The sequence below is a fragment of the Kordia periserrulae genome, from assembly GCF_003054265.1.
Classification (GTDB): domain Bacteria; phylum Bacteroidota; class Bacteroidia; order Flavobacteriales; family Flavobacteriaceae; genus Kordia; species Kordia periserrulae.
The window spans coordinates 187,694-212,370 of sequence record NZ_QBKT01000001.1 but is presented as its reverse complement, the minus strand read 5'-3'; the positions used below and the strand labels follow the sequence as shown (position 1 = coordinate 212,370).

The 24,677-nt window shown below is 36.2% G+C and carries 24 protein-coding genes; 13 read left to right on the top strand and 11 right to left on the bottom strand.

What is annotated here, in order from left to right; translation table 11 throughout:
• Window positions 1-76: 76 nt before the first annotated feature.
• Window positions 77-868 carry an SGNH/GDSL hydrolase family protein gene (locus C8N46_RS00975; RefSeq protein WP_108112984.1) on the bottom strand — a complete coding sequence of 264 codons (792 nt, stop codon included), beginning with the start codon at window positions 866-868 and terminating at the stop codon, window positions 77-79.
• Window positions 869-961: 93 nt separating this feature from the next.
• Here C8N46_RS00975 and C8N46_RS00970 point away from each other — a divergent pair, with 93 nt between their 5' ends.
• The 4 genes from C8N46_RS00970 to C8N46_RS00955 are packed head-to-tail and all read left to right on the top strand — an operon-like array spanning window position 962 to window position 4,370.
• On the top strand, window positions 962-1,105 hold the full coding sequence (locus tag C8N46_RS00970; protein WP_108112983.1) for a DUF2256 domain-containing protein: 144 nt from the start codon (window positions 962-964) through the stop codon (window positions 1,103-1,105).
• Window positions 1,098-2,396, top strand: a complete 1,299-nt coding sequence (locus C8N46_RS00965) for a DASH family cryptochrome (protein WP_108112982.1) — start codon at window positions 1,098-1,100, stop codon at window positions 2,394-2,396. The genes C8N46_RS00970 and C8N46_RS00965 overlap by 8 nt, the downstream gene beginning before the upstream one ends.
• Before the next feature lie 6 nt (window positions 2,397-2,402).
• Window positions 2,403-3,938, top strand: a complete 1,536-nt coding sequence (locus C8N46_RS00960) for a cryptochrome/photolyase family protein (protein WP_108112981.1) — start codon at window positions 2,403-2,405, stop codon at window positions 3,936-3,938.
• A gap of 18 nt (window positions 3,939-3,956) precedes the next feature.
• Window positions 3,957-4,370, top strand: coding sequence for a DUF2452 domain-containing protein (locus tag C8N46_RS00955; protein WP_108112980.1), 414 nt, complete (start codon window positions 3,957-3,959; stop codon window positions 4,368-4,370).
• A gap of 214 nt (window positions 4,371-4,584) precedes the next feature.
• Here C8N46_RS00955 and C8N46_RS00950 read toward each other — a convergent pair whose 3' ends face one another.
• Window positions 4,585-5,598: a hypothetical protein gene (locus C8N46_RS00950; protein ID WP_108113573.1), complete on the bottom strand. Its 1,014-nt coding sequence runs from the start codon at window positions 5,596-5,598 to the stop codon at window positions 4,585-4,587.
• A gap of 150 nt (window positions 5,599-5,748) precedes the next feature.
• Entirely contained in the window at window positions 5,749-7,065 is a 1,317-nt protein-coding gene (locus C8N46_RS00945) for an aryl-sulfate sulfotransferase (protein ID WP_245896675.1), read from the bottom strand.
• Between the two features lie 189 nt (window positions 7,066-7,254).
• On the opposite strand from C8N46_RS00945, the gene C8N46_RS00940 reads away from it, so the two are divergent.
• Window positions 7,255-8,058 carry a zinc-dependent peptidase gene (locus C8N46_RS00940; protein WP_211314468.1) on the top strand — a complete coding sequence of 268 codons (804 nt, stop codon included), beginning with the start codon at window positions 7,255-7,257 and terminating at the stop codon, window positions 8,056-8,058.
• Here C8N46_RS00940 and C8N46_RS00935 read toward each other — a convergent pair.
• From C8N46_RS00935 to C8N46_RS00920, 4 genes are all read right to left on the bottom strand, one after another.
• A complete protein-coding gene (locus C8N46_RS00935; protein ID WP_108112977.1) occupies window positions 8,055-8,711 on the bottom strand; it encodes a sensor histidine kinase in 657 nt (218 codons plus the stop codon). The two genes, C8N46_RS00940 and C8N46_RS00935, sit on opposite strands and share 4 nt — an antisense overlap.
• Before the next feature lie 422 nt (window positions 8,712-9,133).
• Window positions 9,134-9,793 (bottom strand): ribulose-phosphate 3-epimerase, encoded by a 660-nt coding sequence (rpe, locus tag C8N46_RS00930; protein ID WP_108112976.1) that lies wholly within the window; start codon window positions 9,791-9,793, stop codon window positions 9,134-9,136.
• A gap of 136 nt (window positions 9,794-9,929) precedes the next feature.
• On the bottom strand, window positions 9,930-10,793 hold the full coding sequence (locus tag C8N46_RS00925) for a sigma-70 family RNA polymerase sigma factor (RefSeq protein WP_108112975.1): 864 nt from the start codon (window positions 10,791-10,793) through the stop codon (window positions 9,930-9,932).
• Between the two features lie 134 nt (window positions 10,794-10,927).
• Window positions 10,928-11,689 (bottom strand): 7-carboxy-7-deazaguanine synthase QueE, encoded by a 762-nt coding sequence (locus tag C8N46_RS00920; protein WP_108112974.1) that lies wholly within the window; start codon window positions 11,687-11,689, stop codon window positions 10,928-10,930.
• 187 nt (window positions 11,690-11,876) lie between these two features.
• Between C8N46_RS00920 and C8N46_RS00915 the strand changes: the two genes are divergently transcribed.
• The 7 genes from C8N46_RS00915 (at window position 11,877) to C8N46_RS00885 (ending at window position 18,213) form a co-directional block, all read left to right on the top strand.
• On the top strand, window positions 11,877-14,186 hold the full coding sequence (locus C8N46_RS00915; protein WP_108112973.1) for a phosphotransferase: 2,310 nt from the start codon (window positions 11,877-11,879) through the stop codon (window positions 14,184-14,186).
• Between the two features lie 58 nt (window positions 14,187-14,244).
• Window positions 14,245-14,694: a CDP-archaeol synthase gene (locus C8N46_RS00910; RefSeq protein ID WP_158269040.1), complete on the top strand. Its 450-nt coding sequence runs from the start codon at window positions 14,245-14,247 to the stop codon at window positions 14,692-14,694.
• 1 nt (window position 14,695) lies between these two features.
• Window positions 14,696-15,262 (top strand): CDP-alcohol phosphatidyltransferase family protein, encoded by a 567-nt coding sequence (locus C8N46_RS00905; RefSeq protein ID WP_108112971.1) that lies wholly within the window; start codon window positions 14,696-14,698, stop codon window positions 15,260-15,262.
• Between the two features lie 70 nt (window positions 15,263-15,332).
• A complete protein-coding gene (locus C8N46_RS00900) occupies window positions 15,333-15,734 on the top strand; it encodes a GtrA family protein (RefSeq protein ID WP_108112970.1) in 402 nt (133 codons plus the stop codon).
• A gap of 146 nt (window positions 15,735-15,880) precedes the next feature.
• Window positions 15,881-16,996: a helix-turn-helix domain-containing protein gene (locus C8N46_RS00895; protein ID WP_108112969.1), complete on the top strand. Its 1,116-nt coding sequence runs from the start codon at window positions 15,881-15,883 to the stop codon at window positions 16,994-16,996.
• Between the two features lie 318 nt (window positions 16,997-17,314).
• The gene (locus tag C8N46_RS00890; protein WP_108112968.1) at window positions 17,315-17,821 is read left to right on the top strand and encodes a hypothetical protein; all 507 of its coding nucleotides are present in this window, start codon (window positions 17,315-17,317) and stop codon (window positions 17,819-17,821) included.
• 29 nt (window positions 17,822-17,850) lie between these two features.
• Window positions 17,851-18,213, top strand: coding sequence for a hypothetical protein (locus C8N46_RS00885; RefSeq protein ID WP_146169688.1), 363 nt, complete (start codon window positions 17,851-17,853; stop codon window positions 18,211-18,213).
• A 72-nt stretch (window positions 18,214-18,285) separates the two neighbouring features.
• On the opposite strand, the gene C8N46_RS00880 is transcribed toward C8N46_RS00885, so the two are convergent.
• Together C8N46_RS00880 and rpsO are read right to left on the bottom strand one after the other, a co-directional pair.
• A complete protein-coding gene (locus C8N46_RS00880; protein ID WP_108112966.1) occupies window positions 18,286-20,463 on the bottom strand; it encodes a polyribonucleotide nucleotidyltransferase in 2,178 nt (725 codons plus the stop codon).
• 166 nt (window positions 20,464-20,629) lie between these two features.
• Window positions 20,630-20,899, bottom strand: a complete 270-nt coding sequence (gene rpsO, locus C8N46_RS00875; RefSeq protein WP_108112965.1) for a 30S ribosomal protein S15 — start codon at window positions 20,897-20,899, stop codon at window positions 20,630-20,632.
• A 297-nt stretch (window positions 20,900-21,196) separates the two neighbouring features.
• Here rpsO and C8N46_RS00870 point away from each other — a divergent pair, with 297 nt between their 5' ends.
• Window positions 21,197-22,024, top strand: a complete 828-nt coding sequence (locus C8N46_RS00870; protein ID WP_108112964.1) for a hypothetical protein — start codon at window positions 21,197-21,199, stop codon at window positions 22,022-22,024.
• Window positions 22,025-22,100: 76 nt separating this feature from the next.
• Here C8N46_RS00870 and accD read toward each other — a convergent pair whose 3' ends face one another.
• Both accD and fbaA read right to left on the bottom strand, forming a co-directional pair.
• Window positions 22,101-22,958 carry an acetyl-CoA carboxylase, carboxyltransferase subunit beta gene (gene accD, locus C8N46_RS00865; RefSeq protein WP_108112963.1) on the bottom strand — a complete coding sequence of 286 codons (858 nt, stop codon included), beginning with the start codon at window positions 22,956-22,958 and terminating at the stop codon, window positions 22,101-22,103.
• Window positions 22,959-23,336: 378 nt separating this feature from the next.
• Complete coding sequence (gene fbaA / locus C8N46_RS00860; RefSeq protein WP_108112962.1) at window positions 23,337-24,404, bottom strand: class II fructose-bisphosphate aldolase; 1,068 nt, start codon at window positions 24,402-24,404, stop codon at window positions 23,337-23,339.
• Between the last annotated feature and the right edge of the window lie 273 nt (window positions 24,405-24,677).

Here is a 24,677-nt window from a genome sequence, read left to right as displayed (position 1 = left end):
ACATAAAGTTTCATAAAATTGAGGTTTCTAAAGTAGCAAAACTTTGTAAATTAAGTAGTGCAATGCGCTGTAAATTTCAGCTAGCAAGAATGCTTTTTCTTTTGAAATTTACATTTTCCACCATAAACTCTGCCATGTCTTTTGCCCAAACTTGATATGCCAATTCCGATGGATGCACGCCGTCGCTGAAAAAATCTTCAGGTGCAGCGTCTAAATTCATGCGGTTTATCAAATCGTCGTATTCTAAATTTCGTGCATTGAAATAGACATTTTCATGGTGTTTCACAATTTTTTCGAGCTCTTTACCCAAATGCAACACCAAATTACCAATCACAAATTTGAACGTTCCCGTAAAAGCGGTAAATTCTTTAATCGGTGGCATATTGGTAAAAACAATAGGTGTTTTTGGGTATTTTGAGCGAATATTAATAATCAAATCGTTGATGTCTTTTTTCCAGCGTTTGGGCGTACGCAGTGCAAAACTGTCATTTCCACCCAAACCAATCACGATGATATCTACGTTTTGATCTTCAATTGTTGGAATGATTTTTTGCGTGACACATTTGGCAGTATACCCACTTTTTGCATAGACTTTCCATGAAATCGTTGCCGGAATTTGTGCAGACAATTCGTTTGCCAAGGTTCCTATAAATCCTGTGGCGTGTGAATTGGCGCCAACACCAGCAATGGTGCTTTCGCCAATAGCTACTATTTGAAATGATTGCGTATTTTCTACAGCAGACATTCCTTCAACATCGGTAGCTTCAGGTAATTTCGGAATGGTACGCTCGATTTTCTTTCCCTGGAAATAAAGTATCGGCAACAGCGGAATGGAAATCATCGCGCCAAGCATGTATTTAATATTCATAATCATTTCAAATTAGCGCTTAAAGATACAATTTTGAGTCAGAAAACTATTTTTGTTTCATCATTTTGTATATTTGTTAAACAAAGCACTCAAATGAAGAAAACACACCTTCCTACAAAAATCTGCAAAGTTTGCGAACGACCGTTTACATGGCGCAAAAAATGGGAGCGTGTGTGGGATGAAGTACAATATTGTAGTGAGCGCTGTCGCAGAAATAAAAACACAAAAAATGACTAAAATAGGATTGGTTTGGCTTCGAAATGATTTGCGTGTGCATGATCAAATTTCGTTGGTAAAAGCGGCAAAAGAAAATAATTTTGTCATGGCGGTGTATTGTTTTGATCCGCGACAGTTTGAAAAAGACCGTTTCGGATTTGTGAAAACAGGAAAGTACCGCGCCCAATTTTTGATAGAAACCGTTGCAGATTTGCAAAATCAACTCAACGAATTGAATATTCCGTTGTTTGTACATGTGGATTATCCTGAAAAAATAATTGCAGAATATATTTCGATTCACAATGTGACTTCGGTTTATTCGCAAAAAGAATGGACTGCCAAAGAAGTTTCTGTCGCTAAAAAAGTACAAAATACACTTCCTGAGCATGTGAATTGGATAGAAAGTTACGACCAATTTTTGTTTCACCCAGAAGACATTCCGATGTCAATTGACCAGATTCCGAAAGTATTTACGGTCTTTCGAAAAAAATGTGAAAAATACGCAAGTGTTCGTCCGATGGAAACCGTTTCCAAAATGCCAGAGAAAAATCGCGTGGCGCATCTGACGAAAGCCCCAACATTACACGACTTAGGATTGGAGCATTTTGAACGTGATTCGCGCACAGCATTTCCTTTTAAAGGTGGCGAAACAGCTGGATTACAACGCTTAGAAGAATATGCGTGGAATACCAAAAAGTTGTCCTATTACAAAAAAACACGCAACGGATTGGTAGGGAAAGATTACAGTTCTAAATTTTCTGCGTGGTTGGCAAATGGTAGTTTGTCGCCACGAAAAATATATCATGAAGTTAAAAAATACGAATCTGAAATTGAGAAGAATCAATCAACGTATTGGATGATTTTTGAATTGATTTGGCGCGACTTTTTTAAGTATGTTTCCCTAAAACACGGAAATCATTTGTTTCAACTGGAAGGAATTCTACAAAAATCGTACGAGTGGAATGATGACCAAAAACAAATTCAACAATGGATTGACGGCGAAACTTCCGAACCTTTTGTCAATGCAAATATGCTCGAACTCAAACATACAGGCTGGATGAGCAATCGCGGGCGACAAAATGTGGGTTCGTATTTTGCCAAAACCTTGCAATTGGATTGGCGAATTGGCGCGGCGTATTTTGAATCTATGTTACTCGATTACGATGTGCATAGCAATTACGGAAATTGGCAATATGTTTCGGGCGTTGGAAACGATCCTCGCAACCGAACGTTTAATGTGCGATTGCAAGCCGAACGCTACGATGCCAACAACAAATTTCAAAATCTTTGGCTACAACCAAGATTATTTTAAAAATATATGAAAACACTACGACTTATTTTGGGCGATCAGCTCAATCAGCAGCATTCTTGGTATGAAGACACAAATGACGAAGTTGTCTATTTTATGGCGGAAATGCGTCAGGAAACGGATTATGTAAAACATCACATACAAAAAGTAGTAGCGTTTTTTAAAAGCATGCGCTCGTTTGCGGATTGGCTTGAAAATGAAGGTCATGAAGTTGTTTATTATACGTTAGATGACGAGAAGAATCTACAGGATTTGGTGGAGAATTTGAAACAATTGATTGACGAACACGACATTGAAAAGTTTGAATATCAATTGCCCGACGAATATCGTTTGGACGAGCAGTTAACGAATTTTTGTGATGAAATTGATATTGAAACAGAAGCATACGACACCGAACATTTTTTAACCTCGCGAACTGATTTTACAGACTTTTACGAAGGGAAAAAGCAGATGGTCATGGAATATTTTTACCGCGATATGCGCAAAAAGTATGACATTATGATGCTGAATGAGAAAGATCCTGAAGGTGGCAAATGGAATTTTGACCAAAGCAATCGTAAAAAGTGGAAAGGCGAACCTGAAATTCCCACTGAAAAACAGCTAGAAAACTCTGTAGAAGAAATCTATGAAATGATTCAAAAGGCAGACGTGGAAACCATAGGAAACATAGATGTTGACAACTTTCATTGGCCAACGAATCGCGATGCATGTTTGGATGTGTTGAATTATTTCTGCAAGAATTTATTACAGTATTTTGGCGATTATCAAGATGCGATGCACACGGATGAACATTTCTTATTTCACAGTCGCTTGTCATTTGCAATGAATTCTAAAATGCTGCATCCAAAAGAAGTGATTGAAACCGTCATTTCGTATTGGCGCCATCATAAAGACGACATTGATATTTCGCAAGTAGAAGGTTTTGTGCGACAAATTTTGGGTTGGCGTGAATATATGCGCGGAATGTATTGGAAAGAAATGCCAAATTATAGAACTTTGAACAAATTAGACAATTCGAACAAGCTTCCTGATTTTTTCTGGACAGGAAACACAAAAATGAATTGTTTGAAACATGCCATTTCTCAAAGCTTGAATCACGCGTATGCGCATCACATTCAACGCTTGATGATTACAGGAAACTTTGCGCTGCTCACGCAAATGCATCCTGATGAGGTTGATAAATGGTATTTAGGTATTTATATTGACGCGATTGAGTGGGTTGAAATTACGAACACGCGTGGGATGAGTCAATTTGCTGATGGCGGATTGGTAGCCACAAAACCGTACGTTTCTAGCGGAAGCTATATCAATAAAATGAGTAATTATTGTAAAGATTGCACGTATAAAATTTCTAAAAAAGAAACCGAAGATGCCTGTCCATTTAATTCGTTGTATTGGAATTTTTTAGACGAAAAACGTGCGCATTTTGAAGATAACCAACGTATGAATATGATGATGAGTTTGCTAAATAAAATGGATAAAGATAAATTAGAAGCGTTGAAAAAAAGAGCGCAAGACGTGATTGCAAATCCAGATAAGTATTAAAAAAGAAGAAGTAAAGTTATGCAAGAGAAGGAAGATAAAAGACCTGATAATGTAGTTTTTGATGAAGAAAGCAATAGCTATAATGCGGCGCTAAAACCGTATGCTACTAACGTAGGCGCACCACGAATTGAAACGCCAGATACCATTACCTGGAAAAATGTAAACATTGATAAAGTCAACAAACAAGTCAAAGCGCGGTATGACGAACTCAAAGCAGAATACGACGCGTTGATGGAAAAGTTTGAATATAACAACCTGATTTACAATGCAAAATTCAACTTTGAACCAATTGTCGGTGAAATTTACCATTTGTATCGCGACAAGCATCAGCAACCATTTTTATCCATTATTGCGCCGAGTCAATGTAATTTTGATTATGTGGAAACGTTTCGTTTGAATGCTGACAAGATGTGGGAAGTAGTTGAGGATTAAATTTTTAATGTTGAATGTTGAATTTTTTTGAAAAGTAAATGTTGGTTTTCAAAGCACTTCTCGATACTAAATTTCACTAGAAGTAACGATTTGTTTCGATTTCAATTTCGAGTTCAGCTTCAATTTCAAAAACCGTCACTTCGAGTAAATTTGCAGCTCATTGAGCTTGTCGAAATGAAGCGAATTTGTATCGAGAAGTACTTTGATGAAATATCTAATCTTGTAAAGAATTTTCAATAAACGATTTCAGCTTTGCTGGCGTATCCACAAACAACGCAATTTTTGTAAATGCTTTTTTCTTGCCGAATAAACCGCGCAACTGATGTTCGTTATTGGTTTCAATAAGTACGTTATGACCTTCCAATTCTCCTACGATGGAAAGTCGTGCACTATTTTCTTCTTTGTCAAATTCTTTACTTGTAAGTGTGATTTGTTTGATATCTGATAATGGAATTTCTGCTTCTTGCATGATGCCGTATCGCAATAGTAAACGATTATTTTCAATCGCAATTGGGCGTTTCATGAGTGATTTTGCATAGCCGAATATTTGTATTCCAGAATATATACTGAGTCCTGTGAGAATCCACGCGGCAAGTTCACTCCATTTTGCTAATAAAATATGAATTGGAACAATTTCAATCGCCACAATTAATATCAACCCAAAAAATAAGGCTAAATAGCTACTTTCTTTGTGATAGCTGAATTCGTTTTCGGCTAATTTTCTTCGTTTCCAATAGATAAATCCATAGTAAAAGACCGCAATTTCGGTGGCAAACGGAATCACTACTGGTTTTGGTAGTATTGCTGCGCAGGTTTTTTTCAATGCAGTAAAAAAGTCTACCGAAGTTTTTTGCTGTTTGTGAAAGAGAATTGCTTTTCGGACTTTGTAAATGATGAATGATGCGACACCGATTTCAATCACAGGTAAACACCATGTTTTAAACAATTGTAAATATTCTTGATTTGTTGCTGGAAGCGTTGAAAACCCAATCGCTAAACCAATCAGCATGACAGGAACTACGGTGGTTTTTGGAATACTTGTTTTTCGAATCAATAAAAAATAGATGATAGGAATCGTTAGTAATAAATCCGCAGAAACAGCAAAGGAAAGTGTATTGGAATTTTCTAAAAAATATGGGGATTTTATTAAAAAATAGGTTGCTGTAAAAAGCGCAATTGGAATTAGGAATTTAGCAAAACGTTGGTGAAAGTTGTACAGTATTTGCATGGCGAATTGTTTTTGAGTTGGCTTCGCCAAATAAGTATCAAAAGCAGTTGATTTGTTACAAAAACACCTGTGTTTTTTGAAAAAAAAGCAAAAAAAGAAGCTGAATAATATATTATTCAGCTTCTCTTAAATTATTATAAATATTGACTTTTACAATCCGAAACTTGCCAATACAGGATCGTCCACTTCGTAATCGTATGCTCTCCAAAAGAACGAGCCTTCGCCGCCATTGTATTTCCAAACCAATTCCTTTTCTGGTGTGACTTCCCAAAAGCCAAAATCACCTTCACAGATTAAGGTGTTTCCGTTGTCTAAGCGTTCTGCTCCAGAAACTTTACTGGAAAATATGGCATCATTTTTATAAAACCATACCACATTTGGTTCGTTGTCTGTATCAGGAAGTAACGAAAATGTTGTTGGCATTTCTAGTTCGTACACGGTAGAAACACCTTCTGCAAATCCGTTTACATACAATAACATATTTCCTTCTCCTTGTACACCATCTTCTAATAAGTTTGGATAGTGATTTCTGTCGCCACGAACTTCTCCCATCATATTGTCATAGGCACGCGGATTTCCAAAACGATAAATCAAATCGCCGCCTTTTCCATAATTTCCGCCAGAACCTGTAGCAGCTTCGGCAGTTGTTGTACTGTGGTCAATTACCCAAACTTCGCTAAAAAAATTTACACTCAAATAGATTACATCTTTGGCTGTATCATAATCAAAACCGTTGGCGTGCATAATGTCGCCATTGGCAATTGGGTTGTAATTGATGTTGATTTTGTGTGGATTTTGACTTACAATGCCATAATTTGGTAACGATGAATCGTCATCTTGAACGATGTGATCAAAACTTCTCCATTGCCATACAATAGAATTAGTGTCAGGATTTATTTCCATTAATGTTTCTGGATAAATATCGCCAGGATTTGCAGAACCTTGTAAAGCAGCGTCTGCTTCTGGAATACGTTCCCAAACCAATAATAAAACATTTCCATTGGGTAGCATTTCCACATCATGATGCAACACAAAATTTTGGTTACTTAACGTGTATTCCCATTCCACGTTTCCATTGATACTCATAATTTTAACGGTTCCGCCGTAGCCTCCAAAGGTAATTTGAGCGTTTGGATCTTTAAAAATGCCTAATAGTTTTCCATTTGGTAGTATTTCTAAGTCATTTCCCAAAGGTGCGTCAAAAGTGAATTCATGTACTTTTTGTCCTGTTTTGTTTAGTAAAAAAGCAGTTTCACTAGCAACATTTGCTACTAATGTGATGTTATTGTGTACTTTATCAGCGTCATATACTTCCACTTCGGGAGCCAACACTACAGGATCGGGATTTGGGTTTGGATTTTCTCCACCTTCAGGCGTAATAATTACAGAATCATCTTCAGCGCAACTTGCAAAGGCAAACAACAATGCACATACAGCATACCTTACTTTATATAATTGTTTCATCATAGCTTAAATTAGTAGGCTAAAAATATATAATTCTCTCATAAGTTCAGTATCAAAACGGATAAGTTTCGTCATTTTCTTTCAATTTTATACGTTTTTGAATTATTTTTTTACAAATAACGATTCAAATCATCTTAAATTTAGTTCTAAGTTATTTTTTATCAATCTAGAATTTCTATTTTAGCATGCAAATTGAAGTATAACTTATACCAACGTAATTTTCTACGCGTATTCTTTAAATTATCTGCATTGCCATTAGATTATCTGAAAGCTTTTTTATACAAAAATACCAATTTGCATCACTTTGTGTTGTTTTCAGATGCGTTTACAAAGCGACAGCGAAGTATTGTTGCAAATGAAGTACCTTTTTACAACAAATTAACGGTGAAAGAAAAGCGTGTTTTTGAGCATAGAGTATTGCGTTTTATACGTTCTCACACCTTTGTAGGACGCGAAGATTTACGAGTTACAGAACGCATGCAATTATTAATTTCGGCTACAGCAGTGATGATTACGTTTGGATTTCGTCGGTATTTGCTTTCGCGATTTGAAACGATTTTAGTCTATCCACAGCATTATTTCTCCAATATTACACAGCAATTACACAAAGGAGAAGCCAATCCGAAATACAAAACCTTGGTATTTTCATGGGAAGATTTTGAAGAAGGTATCAAAATTGAAGATGACAATCTAAATCTCGGGATTCACGAATTGACACACGCGTTGCATTTTAGTTTTTTGACAGAACGTACCTATACGGCGCGACAATTTTTGCGAAATTACAAACGATTGCTGGCAGCACTTACAGATAAAGATGCTCAAAAGCGCTTGATAAAAGTAAATTATTTACGCGAGTATGCTTTTGAGAATCAGTATGAATTTTTATCTGTGTTGATTGAGCATTTCTTTGAAACTCCTGAAGAATTTCGTGCCAAACTACCTCACATGTACAATAATGTAAAGCGCATGTTGAATATGAATGTAGCTGATTTTTAAATTTGAATTAATGGAACTCGCAAGCAGCTTTGTGTACCTGAAATAATTCCAGCATCGCAGCGTAAGGTTCGTACGTCGAGAAGCTTTTTCTCGCTCGTAGTGCCATTGATGATTTTTAAACGCTCGTTGATATTTTCTAAGGAAATACCTGAGCTTTCGTTTAGTTCTTTTTTTGTTTTGGTAATGCCATTACCGTTGTCTGTGATACACACGTATAACATTTCTTTTTCTAGCTTGATGGAAATTTTCAAAGTTCCTTTTCCGTTTCGTTTCATGTCTTTCAAGCCGTGTAAAATAGCATTTTCAATGAGTGGTTGAAAAATTAATGGTGGCACTTTGGTATATTCTAAATCTTCTTTTAAGGCTTCGTCAATTAGAATACTATATGAAAAACCTTTGTCAAAAAGATCGCGTTGCAATTCAATATATAATTTTGAAATTTCAATCTCGTCCTGCAAATCAATGAGTTTCGATTTTGTAGATTTTTGAACGAGTCGGTACAAATGTGAGAGTCTATTGAGCCAGTTGATTGACTGATTCACATTTCCTTTGGTCATAGCATTACAGATACTTTGGATTGCATTATTAATAAAATGCGGGTTCATTTGGGAGTTTAAAAGATCGTAGCGTAACGATAGTTCATTTGATGACATTCAATACAATTTTTTAGAGTTAACATTTTCGTGTCGGCTTTTAGGGATTTTTATCAAATAGGTGTAGGTAAAAGTACAATTGTTATAAACAAAAGACAACAGCATTTTGCCCGTTTTCCCGAATTCAGAGTCTATATTCACGGAAAACAGTACAATAAAAATCAATATAAAATGCTGATTATTAGTAGCTTATTTTGTTTTTGTGAAAAAATCGAAAAAAGGGTGGTCAATTCACGGAATTGACACTAAAAAAGCTGTTTCTTGTCCGTAAAAAGTCTTTTAGAAAAGTGTATTTTTCTGAAAAAAACGTAGAAATTTTAAATTAAAAAGGATTTTTTTGACGCGATTTGCACTCGATAGGTCACAAAAAAAAGCCATCCTAAGGATGACTTTTTTGTTAAAATATGGTTCTTAAATCTATCTCAAGAAACGATTGTCTTTAAATTTTGAATTGTTTTTATCGGATTTTCAGAACGAAATACAAAACTTCCTGCAACCAACACATCTGCGCCAGCATCAACCAACGCTTTGGCATTTTTATCATTCACGCCACCGTCAATTTCGATTTCTGTAGCAGCTCCTTTTTCGGTAATTAATGCTTTCAATTTTTTGACCTTATCGTATGTGTTTTCGATAAACGATTGTCCACCAAAGCCAGGATTTACACTCATCAAACACACCAAATCAATATCTTGAATTACATCTTCTAACAGACTCACATTGGTATGTGGATTCAACGCAACGCCAGCTTTCATTCCAGCTGCTTTTATGGCTTGTAACGTTCTGTGTAAATGTGTACAAGCCTCATAGTGAACTGTTAACACATTGGCGCCCAAATCGGCAAACGTTTGAATATACCGATCAGGATCCACAATCATTAAGTGGACATCAATCGTTTTGGTAGCGTGTTGGCTAATCGCTTTTAAAACGGGCATTCCAAAAGAAATATTCGGCACAAAAACGCCGTCCATAATATCAATATGAAACCAATCGGCTTCACTTTGGTTTACCATTTCAATATCGCGTTGTAAATTGGCAAAATCAGCCGCCAGAATAGATGGCGCAATTCGTTTTGTAGACATAATTGTAGTGTGTTGTTATTTGTTGACAAAAGTAGTATAAAATAAACGCTCTCGCAATGCGAGAGCGTCATTCATCAATCAAAAAACGAACAGTTATGTTATAAAAACTAAACTGCTGTACGGTTTATAGGAACTTTTATCCTAAATATGTCTTTAATATTTTACTACGTGAAGTGTGCTTCAAGCGACGGATCGCTTTTTCCTTAATTTGACGTACACGCTCGCGCGTTAAATCGAAGGTTTCACCAATCTCTTCCAAGGTCATTGGATGTTGGTTTCCTAATCCGAAATACAAACGAATTACGTCTGCTTCTCTTGGTGTCAACGTTTCTAGCGCACGCTCAATCTCTGTTTTTAAAGACTCATGTAAGAGTTCTTTATCAGGATTTGGCGATTCACCAGAATTCAATACGTCATATAAGTTTGAATCTTCTCCTTCAACCAACGGCGCATCCATAGATACGTGGCGTCCAGAGTTTTTCATAGACTCTTTCACATCATTCACGGTCATGTCCAATTCCTTTGCAATTTCTTCTGCAGAAGGTACTCTTTCATGACTTTGCTCAAGATACGCAAAAGTTTTATTAATCTTGTTAATTGAACCAATTTTGTTCAAAGGTAAACGAACAATACGCGATTGTTCAGCTAATGCTTGTAAGATAGATTGACGAATCCACCATACGGCATACGAAATAAATTTAAAACCACGCGTTTCGTCAAAACGCTGCGCGGCTTTGATAAGTCCCAAATTCCCTTCATTAATCAAATCAGGAAGTGTCAATCCTTGATTTTGATATTGTTTTGCAACCGATACTACGAAACGAAGGTTAGCCTTTGTCAATTTTTCTAGCGCTATTTGATCGCCAGCCTTAATCCTCTGTGCTAATTCTACTTCTTCGTCTGCTGTAATAAGGTCAACTTTACCGATTTCTTGAAGATATTTGTCTAATGACGCGGTTTCCCTGTTGGTAACCTGCTTGGTAATTTTAAGTTGTCTCATGTAATATGCTTGGGATTTTAATCTTGTGCTTACGCAATTAGTTATACGTATGAAATGACAAAAATGTTACAGAAACATAAGAATTATTTAAAATAAAGTTTAAGTTTTCCTGTAATTGCTTAAAAAACAAATAATTAAACACCTCTTTTGTCGCCGTAAATATGTACGTGCAAGCGATCGGTGTAGTGAAATTGGTATTTTTTGCAAACTTCTATTAGCCATTGTTGCTTCTGTTTTAATGCTTCTGGATTCGTTCCTTCGGGCATTAAATACACTTTTTCGTTCGGAATTTGATAGTTCTTGCAAATCGTTAACACTTCCGTGAGATCGTTCTCTGACGCAATCACAAACTTAAAAACAGCCTTTTCATTCGTCGCAAAATATTGATAGACTTCAGGTTTTTCGCGTAATTTCTTCGGATTATTGGAATTTTCTAATTTGGGCGACACATTATATTGATCAATTAACGCTTCAAAGGTAGCATCGGGTAATAAGGTTCCGTTGGTTTCAATCTCAAAAAAATAATCGTCTGCTTTTGTATTGAAATATTCCATCAAGGCAGAAATTCCTTGGAGTTGCATCATCGGTTCGCCGCCAGTCAATACAATATTTTTACAACCTGTTTTCGCAACTTCCGCATAGATTTCTTCCAGCGTAAGCGAAATAATCATGTCGTCCATTTTATACTTTGTGTATGTAGGATCGGCATCTTTTACATGTGTAAATCGCGTCTTTTCCCAATTCCACGTATAATCGGTATCGCACCAAATACAATGCAAATTGCAAAGCGATGTTCTAATAAACACACTTGGTTGGCCCATGTTTTTTCCTTCTCCTTGAATGGAGTGGAAAATTTCAGGCTTTCCGTCCAAATTCGCAATTTTCAATTTGACCATGATACAATGTATAAAATAGGCTGCAAAATTACGAGTTTCCCTTCGGAGTGACAAACGTATATGCTTGTGAATGATTTTACAATCATATTTTGCGAAAATCACAAAAAATAAATTAAGTGTTTGAGTTTTACGTAAGTGTAAATGTGATTATAACAATAATTTTGGAGCTAAGAAAAACTCAGAAACTATGGAAATACCGATTATTCCAGGAAGAGGATTGGTTACAAACACAGCGACCAACTTGCGTTTGGACTTTTTAACACAGCAAAACATCAAAATTAATGAGATATCACAATCGAAATTGGAGTTTCATGATATTCGCGGAAATATAGAATCCTATATTGGAAGCACTGAAATTCCACTCGGAATTGTTGGTCCACTACTTTTTAACGATAACGGAACACAGGAATTGGTGTACGCACCCGCAGGAACGTTGGAAGGTGCGTTGGTTGCCAGCATGAATCGTGGAGCAAAAGTTATCAGCAAGAGCAATGGTTTTTCTGCGGAAGTAAAATGGCAAAAAATGACGCGTGCGCCGATGTTTATTTTTACGAATGAAGAAGAAGCGAGTATTTTCAAGCAATTTGTTATAAACACATTTCAAGCTATCAAAAAAGTTGCGGAATCGCATTCCAATCATGCTACATTAATTCAGATAGAAAATATCCAACAAGAACACATCATTCACACAAAATTCACTTATGAAACTGGCGATGCATCGGGACAAAATATGACGACGACCTGTACGTGGCATGCTATGTTGCACTTAGTAGAAGCGTTTTTTAAAGAAACAAATATCAAGCCTGTAGATTTTGTGATTGAAGGCAACGGCGCGTGCGATAAAAAAGTGTCTCGCTATAATATGGAGTCGGGAAGAGGAATTCATGTGGTGGCTGAATGTACTCTTTCAGAAGAAATCATTCAAAAAGTATTGCGAACGACTTCTGAAAAGTTATTACAGTTTTTTTATCCGTCAAAAAAATTAGCAGAAAAAGATGGCATGATTGGCTATAACATCAACGTAGCGAATGCGATTGCCGCTATTTTTGTAGCAACTGGACAAGATTTGGCTTCGATTCATGAATCGAGTGTTGGACAATTGCATTTGTCAAAAAAAGAGAACGGTTTACATGTTCAGTTGACGCTTCCAAATGTAGTCATTGGTACGGTTGGTGGTGGAACTTCCTTGCCGCGACAAGCGCAAGCACTGGAAATTATGAAGTGTCGCGGAAGTGGAAAAGTGATGCGTTTTGCCAAATTGATTGCTGGTTTTGCCTTAGGTTTGGAAATTTCAACCTATGCGGCAATTGTTAGTGGTGAATTCGCGAAAGCACATGAAAAATTAGGAAGAAATAAACCTGTTTCGTGGTTGTTGCTGTCTGAATTGACGCCAAATTTTGTGCAATCGAGTTTGAATGGTTTTTTTGAAGACAAGCAGATTCAAGATATTCAGCCGAAAACACATGCGTTGCTGGAGAATGGAATTTTGACGAATATCGCTTCTAAAGTCAATAAAAAAATTATTGGGTTTTTGCCGTTTCAAATTGCATACACGACTAAAAATGGACAGCAAAAAATCAAAGATGTACTCATAAAATCCAAACCGTTGGACGATGAAGTGATGAAAGGCTTGCACACAATCGCAGCTTCCATTGATCCGAAATTGTCGGATTTGCTGAAACGTTTCAAGCCACAGTTGGAATATCACAATTGTCATCTGAAAGAAATTGAAATTTACACGTATTTGCACAAAAACGGTTTTGAATGCATGCCGAAATATTTTGGAAAACACGTCAATTTGAAACGCGAGATTTTTATGCTGATTCAAGAGTTTTTGCCTGCCGAAAAGATGCAATTGATGAATGCGGAAAATCATCCAACGCATTGGAAAAAACCACATATTTCTTCAGTGATTAAAGCGATGACGCAGTTTCACCAAGAAGTTTCTGTGAAAGATTTTACACATATTGAAGCTTTTCAACCTTGGAACGCTGCCGAATTGTATACAAAAATGATGCAATTGTTGATTGCGGAATGTGCTACAGCAGAAAATCGGTTTGCGTTGAAAAATTTACTGAATGAAATAGACAATTTGGAAACACAAGCCAATGAAATTTCGATAGCAAAAACGATTATTCACAACGATTGCAACCCGAGAAACATTGCGATTCGGAAGAATGGAACACCTGCCATTTACGATTGGGAATTGGCGGTTGTCGATTTTCCACAGCGCGATATTGTGGAGTTTTTGAGTTTTGTATTGCCTGAAAATTTTAACAAAGCAACTTTTTACGAATATCTAAAAGAACATTTTGAATTGTATAACGGAGCAACGTGGCACGAATGGTTGCAAGCGAGCCAATATTCGTTGAAAGTGTACATCATCACGCGACTTTCCTTTTACGAAGTTTCTAGCATTTTGATTGCGTATGATTTTTCAAAACGTGTGTTGCAAACGGCATTACAAATGCTCAAATTTTTGGAGGAAGATGTATAGTTTTTCACAGCATATTGCCATCGTTTTGTTGCCGTTGCTCATATCAAATGTGTTGCACATGATCATTATTAAGACAGCTATTTTTTCAAATGTAAAGCGTCCGATTTCAACAAAATTATTTGGCAACAACAAAACCTGGCGCGGATTTCTGGTAGTTTCTGTCGTAAATGGATTGTTGTTGTTTTTAATGAATTTACTTTTTTCATTTCACTTAACACATGCATTTTGGCTCGGTTTTGTGTTGGGTGTTTCCTATATGTTGTTTGAGTTGCCGAATTCGTATATGAAACGCAAACTAGGAATTGAAGCTGGTGAAAAATCTGAAACACACGCATTGTTTTTTATGCTTCTTGATAAAACAGATTCTGCTTTCGGCGTGAATTTGGTGTATTTCCTTTTGGGATTTATCACGTTTCCCAACGCACTTTTGTTGTTTGCGATTTCAAGCAGTTTACATATCAGTATGAGTTATTTCTTAGTTCAATTACACCTTAAAAAATCATTTTAACATGCAAAAAGAAAACATTTACAACGTTCCTAACTTTTTAAGTTTTTACAGATTGCTCACGTTTCCGTTGATTCTTTGGTTTATTTACACTGAAGAAGCGAATTTGTTTGCCATATTTTTATGTGTAAATCTCGTCACAGATATTTTAGATGGTTTGATTGCGCGAAGTTTCAATCTGCAAACCAACTTTGGCGCAAAACTCGATTCACTCGCCGACAACGGAACCTTTATCGCGGCTTTTTTGGGAATTTTTATGTTTAAACTTCAAGAAATGTCACAGTCCATTTGGATGCTTTGGGTATTTATCGGTTTCTTCTTTTTAGGATTGTTGGTGTCGTTTCTCAAGTTCAAGCAATATCCGACCTTACATTTATACACTACAAAAATTGGCGGTTACGTACAAGGTTTCTTCATTTTTGTGCTGTTTGCGTGGAGTTACAACGAAACTTTATTTTACATCGCTATGATTTTAGGATACATTTCACATGTAGAAGAATTGATCATTTTGCTGATTTCAAACGAAATGAAAACAGACGCGAAAGGTTTGTATTGGGTTCTTTGGAAGTAGTGAGTATTGAGTTTTTGAGTTGGTGAGTCTTTTAGTTCTTTAATCTTTCAATTTTTCAATCTTTTAATTCATGAACAACCAACAATCTGAAACATTTCGAATGTTAATTATTGCAGGAATCGGTGTGATTTTAGGATTTTTGACTTATGAAGTTATGTACTATGTCAATCCGTTTTCGCCGAAAGCTACGCTGAGTTGGATTGCAGCTTTTGTGATTGGTATTGTGCGCCAACATGCATTGCACAGAAAATTCACGTTTTCACATAAAGGTTCGTATGTTAAAAGTTTGTACAAAGCCTTTGTGGTGGATGTTGGCGCATTGATTTTTAGTACTGTATTGCATTTGTTTTTGGTGGAAGTATTGCAGTTTCATCACCGATGGGTTTGGGGAATTTGTTTGCTATCGACTGCGTTGATAAGTTTGATTTTTTTGAAAACATACGTTTTTAAAAGAAGCGTTTCTTCAACATAATTGTGTGTAAAAGTAGGTAACAAAATCGCTATTGCGTCACTACAGAATAGAGTTTGTCAAAAAATAACCTATAATTCACTTCAAATAACATACGAAAAAATTTTAAGTTTGATTTGAGTTTCCTACTTTCACACAAAGAAAAATGAATGGACGCCAACTTTTTTAACTTTTTACTAATTGCTGGAGCTGTACAAGGATTTATCTTTAATGGTTTTACGTTGTTTTCTAAAAAGAAGGTTGATAGTGTCATTATCTTTTTAAATCTGACCGTTTTCTTTCTCTCGCTCAACAATCTGCAAGCATGGTTGATTGCCAAAGATTTCCGGTTCGATTTTTTCTTTTTACGGCAATTTTTAGTGCCTTGGTATATGTTGATTATGCCCATGTTTTACATGTTTTTGATTCATTATTTAAAAATTCAGGAACAAGTCCGTAGCTTTTTAAATGTCGCCATTATTTTATTTGTGTTGGAATTGATAGTGCGAAGTATTTTTATTGTAACGGCTTCTGAAAATGATGTTTCCGCTATCAACCTGTACACTTCTGTAGAAGAAATGGTCAATGCTGCGTTTTCGATTTTTCTTTTTTATAAATGTGTCCGAATTGTCTTTGAAAAGAGCAAATTGCTAGATTTTATCGCGAATTATGACGACATCAAATGGCTGAAAATCTTTTTGATTTTGGGCGGATTTGTCCTTTTGTTCTGGGTATTGGCAATTGTGTTGAATACGTATTTTAGCGATGCACGTGCGTATTATCCGTTACGATTGGCAACTTCTGTGTTGTTGTATTGGATTGGATACCAAGGAACTTCACGTTATACCTTATTACACGACCGAATCCTATTGCGTGGAAAATTAGCAGAATTAAAACCGGAAACGACTAAAAAAATAATTTCAGAAACTAAAACGGATTTATCTGAAAAACACCAACGAGAGTTTGAAACCATTGCCAATTATATTCTCACAGAACAACGATTTTTAGATGCTAAATTGAGTTTGGAGCAATTGTCTGATGAACTCAATATTAGTGGCGGACATTTGTCAAAATTGATCAATAGTTGTAGCGAATATAACTTCTCAGATTATATCAATTCGTTGCGCGTGCATCAAGCAAAAGTGTTATTAAAAGATAATGATTTTGACAATTATACCATTGTCGCTATCGGACTAGAATGTGGATTTAATTCACGTTCAACTTTTTACACAGCCTTCAAAAAATTCACAAATCTCACACCTTCCGAATATCGAAAAACACATTGATATTCTATAATTTATCTCAAATTTTCATTCAAATGAAGATTTCGGACACCAGTAAAAGTGCTTCTTAAGGAAATTATTTCTGCCACACTTTCTCTAAAAAGATTCCAAAGTTATTTTCTTTTAAAGTAACGCTAAGCTATTGTGTTTTCTAGTGTTTTTATCAATTTAGATTTGATGAAATCGCTATGTCTTTGGTGATTTGTTCTTAAAAACAAACTGGAAAAAATATCCGAATACTACTGCAAATCAACAATTCGGATGCTAAAGCCACACTTCAATAGTAGATTCGTTTCATATTAATCTTAAAATTAGATCATTATGAAAAAATGTATTGTCATCTTATTAGTATTGCCATTATTATGTAGTGGACAAGAAAAAAAGGATTTTGGATTCAATTTTATTTCTTTAAATCCTCTTTCTGTTTATCGAAGTGCAAAAACGGGCGGTCTTGTTATAAGCGGAGATATAAGCTTTAGATTTAAAGAAAATGTATTTCTACTTTCTGGGCAATTTGGGTCAGAGATAGTCATATTGTCAGATCTTAATGATTCTTTTTCAGAAGTGAGTTTGTCTTGGGGAAAAGAATTTGAACTCGCCGACTGGTTGCAAACAGATATTTTTATTGGGTTGTCATATTTCTATTTTAAAACTCCAAATTTTACTATTCGTGGTCATGATAGAAATGCTACAGTGGGCGTTCCGATAACGTCAAAACTTAAAGTTATGGTGAGTAATAATTTTTCAATTGGTCCGCAAATACGTTTAAGTATAAATAGTTTGCATACGATTATGAGTTTGGGCTTAGCGTTTCAATTGGACTTTTAAATATAAAATAATCTAAAAAAACAGAAATTATGAAATGTATTCAAATCACAAATAAACTAATAATAATGATGATGGCATTTTTCTTTTGCATACAAAGTTGTACTATCTACAGAAATGCGTCAGCAACTTTAGACGAAGCTGTAGCGAGTGAACGAAAAGTCAAAGTACACTTGCAATCCGGAGTTAAAAAAAAGTATAAAAAAGTAATAAAATCGGGAGAAACGTATTATGGGATTGTTTGGAAAGACACTTTGCAGATTGATCAATCTGAAATTGTACGCATACAATTAAAAAACCCTACACTTTCAACAATTGGAACTGTATTTGGGGCAGGAATTGGAGCCTTAGGATTGTTGGTAGGAATCGTTGCTTTAGCATTAGTATCCATTTAACCCTGATAGCAATCATAATCAAAAAACGCCTCAATAAAAGTTGAGGCGTTTATACATATATTTCAAAAAAGATTACTTTCTATCTTCTCTTGGTTTACGGTCTTCGCGTGGTTTATGCTCTTCTCTTGGAGGTCTTGGTAATAAGGCTTTACGCGATACTTTTTCTTTGCGTGTTTTTGGATCTACTCCAAAATATTTCACATCGATGATATCACCCATTTTTACCACGTCACTTACATTGTTAGTGCGTTCCCAAGCCAATTCAGAAATGTGTAGCAATACTTCGTTTCCTGGTGCTTCTAGGTATTCTACCACCGCTCCGAAATCGAGCATTTTTACTACTTTTACTTCGTAAACACTTCCTTTTTCAGGTTTGAATGTAATGGCACTAATTTTTGCCAATACCGCATCAATTCCTTCTTGGTCGGTTCCTAGAATTTCTACAATTCCTTCTTCCGTTTCAGGATCTTCGTTAATTACGATAGTTGTATTGGTTTCTTTTTGTAACTCTTGAATTACTTTTCCACCAGGACCAATCAATGCTCCAATATATTCTCCAGGAATCGTTCTGGTAATCATTTTTGGTGCATGCGGTTTTACATTCTCGTTTGGAGTTGCAATCGTATCCGTCAGTTTTCCTAAAATGTGTAGACGTCCGTCACGTGCTTGTTTTAAAGCTTTTACAAGAATTTCATACGACAATCCTTTTACTTTAATATCCATTTGACATGCTGTAATTCCGTCAGCCGTTCCTGTTACTTTAAAGTCCATATCTCCTAAGTGATCTTCATCACCTAAAATATCAGACAATACAGCGTATTTTCCAGTTTCTGCATCCGAAATTAATCCCATCGCAATTCCTGAAACAGGCTTAATCATTTGCACACCAGCATCCATCAATGCCATTGTTCCTGAACAAACTGTTGCCATAGAAGACGAACCGTTTGATTCTAATACTTCAGAAACCACACGTACTGTGTATGGACAATCTTCAGGAATCATTCCTTTTAATGCGCGTTGCGCTAAGTTTCCGTGTCCAACTTCACGACGCGATGTTCCACGAATTGGGCGTGCTTCTCCTGTTGAAAAAGGAGGGAAGTTGTAGTGTAAGTAGAAACGCTCTTCACCTTCAAATGATGGCATGTCTACCACATTGGCTTCTCTAGAAGTTCCTAGTGTTACAGTAGCCAACGCTTGTGTTTCTCCACGTGTAAAAATTGCAGAACCGTGTGTAGATGGTAAATAATCTACTTCGCACCAAATTGGTCGGATGTCTGTTGTTTTACGACCATCCAAACGCAATCCTTCATCTAAAGTTAAGTTGCGAATAGCTGCTTTTTGAGCTTTTGCAACGTATTTGTGGATGAGTTTTCCTAATGCTTCTTGCTCTTCTTCGGTAAACGATTCAAATACTTCTTCTTTTAAATCGCTCAACGCTTGTCCGCGCTCGTGCTTTGAAGAACCTGCTTTTGCAATAGCGTATGTTTTGTCATACACCATATCATGAATCTTCGCAGCTAACTCTTCATCTTCAACTTCTGGTTCGTATTCACGGGTTTCTTTTTTACCGAAAGCTTCTGCCAATCGCAACTGCGCTTCACATTGTTTTTTGATAGCTTCATGAGCGGCCTTGATAGCCTCGGTCATTTCTTCTTCTGAAATCTCTTTCATTTCACCTTCTACCATCATTACAGAATCTGCAGAAGCACCAATCACCATATCAATATCTGATTCTTTCAATTGTGATAAGGTTGGGTTGATGATAAATTCACCATTAATTCGCCCTACACGTACTTCTGAAATTGCTGTTTCAAACGGAATGTCAGACAACTGAATTGCCGCTGACGCTGCCAAACCTGCCATGGCATCTGGCATTACATCTGGATCGTGCGACATTAATTGAATCATTACTTGTGTTTCTGCGTGATAATCTTTTGGAAATAACGGACGCAATACACGATCCACCAAACGCATGGTTAACACTTCTCCGTCGCTTGGTCTAGCTTCTCTTTTGAAGAATCCACCAGGATAACGACCTGCTGCAGCAAATTTTTCACGGTAATCTACCGTTAAAGGTAAAAAGTCAACATCAGACTGGTGATAGTTAGAAACAACCGTGCATAATAGCATACATTTTCCTGATTGTACCACAACGCTACCATGTGCTTGCTTCGCTAATTTTCCGGTTTCGAGAGAGATTTCTCTTCCGTCACCAAGGTCAATGACCTCTTTAAAAACTTTTGGAATCATAAATTTTCTTTAATTCTAATTAAACAAAGGTCGTTGTGTTGTTGTGTGTAGTTGTTGTGTTGACCCAATGAAAAACCAGTAATTATAGCTTTTTATAACTTCTTTCTACAGAAAGAAATATGTGTTTATATAATTAAAAAAAGAGGCACGAAGCCTCTTTTTGTTTTTATTTTCTTAATCCTAATTCTTTTACGATTGCACGATATCTGTTGATATCTTTCTTTTTTAGGTAATCTAGTAAGCTTCTTCTTTTACCTACCAATTTTACTAGAGAACGCTCTGTGTTATAATCTTTACGATTTCTTTTTAAGTGCTCCGTTAAGTGATTAATTCTGTGCGTAAATAACGCGATTTGACCTTCTGACGAACCTGTGTCTTGTGCAGACGATCCGTGCTTTGCGAAGATTTCTTCTTTAACTTCTTTAGTTAAGTACATGCCAATATTATTTTAATAATTTTTATGTATAGATACGTGTATCGTATCAAGCCGCAAATATACTATTATTTTTTAGAATCTAAAGTAGAAAAATAGAAAGATTGTTGTGCTGCGAATTTTTGAATGCCATACATCTTTTTTAACGCTAATTAAACCTTTGTATTTCAGTTTAGTCTTACAGACATGAAATGTTAAAAAATGTTAATCACAAAATACATTTATGATAGGTTGGCGCCGAACTATTTGAATACAAACATTTTCCATCACAAAACATTAAAAACTTAAAAAAACAGAAAGATGAAAACTACATTCAAAAAGCAACGAGGAATTTTATTGGTATTGATGAGTCTTTTTTTACTAACAGCTTGTCAAAACGAGAACGAAACAGTTACTGCCGAAGATGAAGTCGCTATAAACGACGAATTGGCACAACGCAGTGCAGAAATTGACCTAATTTCAGATGATATCGGATTGATTGTCGATGATGCTTCACAAGAATTCGAATCAGCTCCTTCTTTTTTACCGTCGTGTGTAACAATTTCTACAGAAGTTAGCGGCGGATTTAGTCAGCTTACACTCGATTTTGGTGATGGTTGCCAATTGCCAAATGGAAATATCGTTAGCGGAATCATCATGATGAGTCAAGATGTAAACGCAGAATTGGCAAGTAGAGTCATTCAAGTTACATTTAACAATTTTACACGCAATGGCGTATTGGTTGATGGCACCCGAAGTGTAACACGTGTATTGTCGAATGAAAATGGAAATCCACAATCGACCGCAGCAATTGACATGCAAATTACCTGGCCAAATGGCGCAACCTATACTCGCCAAGCAACACGTGCTCGCGAATGGATTGAAGGTGTAAATACAGGCACTTGGACAGACAATGTATTTTCGATTACAGGAAATGGTACTACTACAGGACCTTTAGGAAATACACATTCAGCAACTATAACAACACCATTACGTAGAGAAGCGGTTTGTGCTTTTATTGTAAGTGGTGTGGTGGAATTGTCTCGAAATGAAAACACAGGAATCTTAGCGTACGGCGACGGAGATTGTGATGGCGAAGCTACGTGGACAGGTCCAAATGGAAACACCGTAACCATTTTTTTAGATTAGCAAATATTTGGTTTTAGGTATATGAAAAAGGCTTCCACGTCGGGAAGCCTTTTTTTATACTATTTTTAAAACAAAACTACGCTCGTATTGGCTGATTTTGAATCAAGTCAATATATAAGTTGATTTTGTTTTTCAATTCTTTTCGGTGAGAGATAAAATCTAAGAATCCGTGTTCTAAGAGGAATTCAGAGGTTTGGAAACCTTCTGGCAAATCTTTTCCTGTCGTATCACGAACTACACGTGGTCCTGCAAAACCGATTAAAGCACCAGGTTCTGCAATATTGATATCTCCTAACATTGCAAATGAAGCAGTAGTTCCACCCGTTGTTGGATCGGTACATAATGAAATATACGGAATTCCAGCATCTGCCAACTGTGCTAATTTTGCCGAAGTTTTTGCCAATTGCATCAATGATAAGGCTGCTTCCATCATACGAGCGCCACCAGATTTGGAGATAATCATGAATGGAATGTTGTTTTTAAGGGAGTAATCTGCCGCACGTGCAATTTTTTCTCCTACAACACTTCCCATAGAACCGCCAATAAATTTGAAGTCCATACACGCAATAACCAACTCTTTTCCTTTCGATTTTCCAACGGCAGAACGAACAGCGTCTTTTAAGCCTGTTTTTTCTTTAGCGTCTTTCAATCGATCCGTGTATTTTTTACTGTCTTCGAATTTTAGTGGATCTTTAGAGGATAAGTTTTTATCGAGTTCTTTGAATTTTCCTTCGTCGAATAATATTTCAAAATATTCTTTACTTCCAATGCGAACGTGGTATCCATCTTCAGGACTTACATAAAAGTTTTTTGCCAATTCTTCCGAATCTACAATTTTTCCTGTGGGCGATTTGTACCAAAGTCCTTTCGGTGTATCTCTTTTTTCCTCTGTGGAGGTTTGGATACCTTTTTCTTTTCTTTTAAACCAAGCCATAATGATTTGTGAATTACGATTTACAATGTTAGACTGTTTACAGCAATCTGTATCGTACAATCAATAGTTAGTTTTCATTTTTAGTTAGTGGACAAAATTACTGTTTTTATTGTTGAAACTCAAAATTTGATTTGACTAACTAAAGATTGTATTTGATTTATATGTAAAAAACCTCGTTAACAGTTTGTTTTACAATGTTAACGAGGTTTCTGTTTTGAAGTTTTTCACTTTCGTGGGAAGTTTCGCGTTAGGGATTGAGTAAATTGTTTGAGCTCTTTCGCAAAATGGATTCCTGCCTACGCAGGAATGACAGTTTGTGAAAAGCGAGTTACGAAAGCCCGACCTCCAACTCGATTGGAGGGAAACGCCCAAATTATATTACAACGTATTTACGTTATTTAAATCTTCAAATGCTTGCTTTAAACGTGTTTTAAAGGTCAATTCACCTTCGCGCAACCATTTTCTTGGATCGTAATCTTTTTTGTTTGGAATGTCGTCACCATCAGGATTTCCAATTTGTGTCATTAAATAATCCTTTTTATTTAACATATAATCGCGAATTCCAGACATGAAGGCAAATTGCAAGTCGGTATCAATGTTCATTTTAATCACACCATAGCCAATAGCTTCTCTGATTTCTTCTAAGGTAGAACCTGATCCGCCGTGAAATACAAAGTCAATATGATTGTGACCTACATTGTATTTTTGAGAAATATATTCTTGTGAATTTTTCAAGATTTTTGGTGTCAACTTTACATTTCCAGGCTTGTATACACCGTGAACGTTTCCAAAAGCTGCTGCAATGGTAAATCTAGGACTTACTTTCATCAACTCTTCGTATGCATAGGCTACTTCTTCTGGTTGCGTGTATAATTTAGAATCGTCCACATCGCTGTTGTCTACACCATCTTCTTCACCACCTGTAATTCCCAACTCAATTTCCAACGTCATGCCCATTTTGCTCATGCGCGCCAAGTATTCTTTACAGATTTCGATGTTTTCTTCCAACGGTTCTTCTGAAAGGTCAATCATGTGTGAACTGTATAATGGTTTTCCAGTTTCTGCAAAATGCTTTTCGCTGGCATCCAACAATCCATCAATCCAAGGCAATAATTTCTTAGCACAATGGTCTGTGTGTAAAATGACTGGAACGCCGTACGCTTCTGCCATTTCATGCACGTGTTTTGCGCCAGCAATGGAGCCTGCAATGGCTGCTTTTTGATTTTCGTTGCTCAATCCTTTTCCAGCGTTGAATTGTGCACCTCCGTTTGAAAATTGTATGATAACAGGAGAGTTCAGCTCTGCAGCAGTTTCTAGCACTCCGTTGATAGAATTTGAACCTACTACGTTTACGGCTGGTAACGCAAAGCCTTTTTCTTTGGCTAGTTTAAATATTTCTTGTACTTCGTCTCCAGTAGCAACTCCTGGTTTGATATTATGACTCATCGTCTTTGGTTTTTTTGTTTGGATTACAAATGTAATAAAATTGTAGTGAGTTTTTATGCAGTTCTGCGTTCATTTTTAGTTGTTTGTGGGCGCAAACGTTTTAGTGTTGTTGGAATTTGAACTTGAAGTTGAATTTGAAATTGATATGGAACTTGAAAGTACATCTCGATACAAATTTTCTATCGAGAATCACTTGCCTTTTAACGAAATTTAAAATGTAAAACTCAAAATGTAAAATTAAAAAGTATTTTCACCAGCAACCAGCAACCAGCA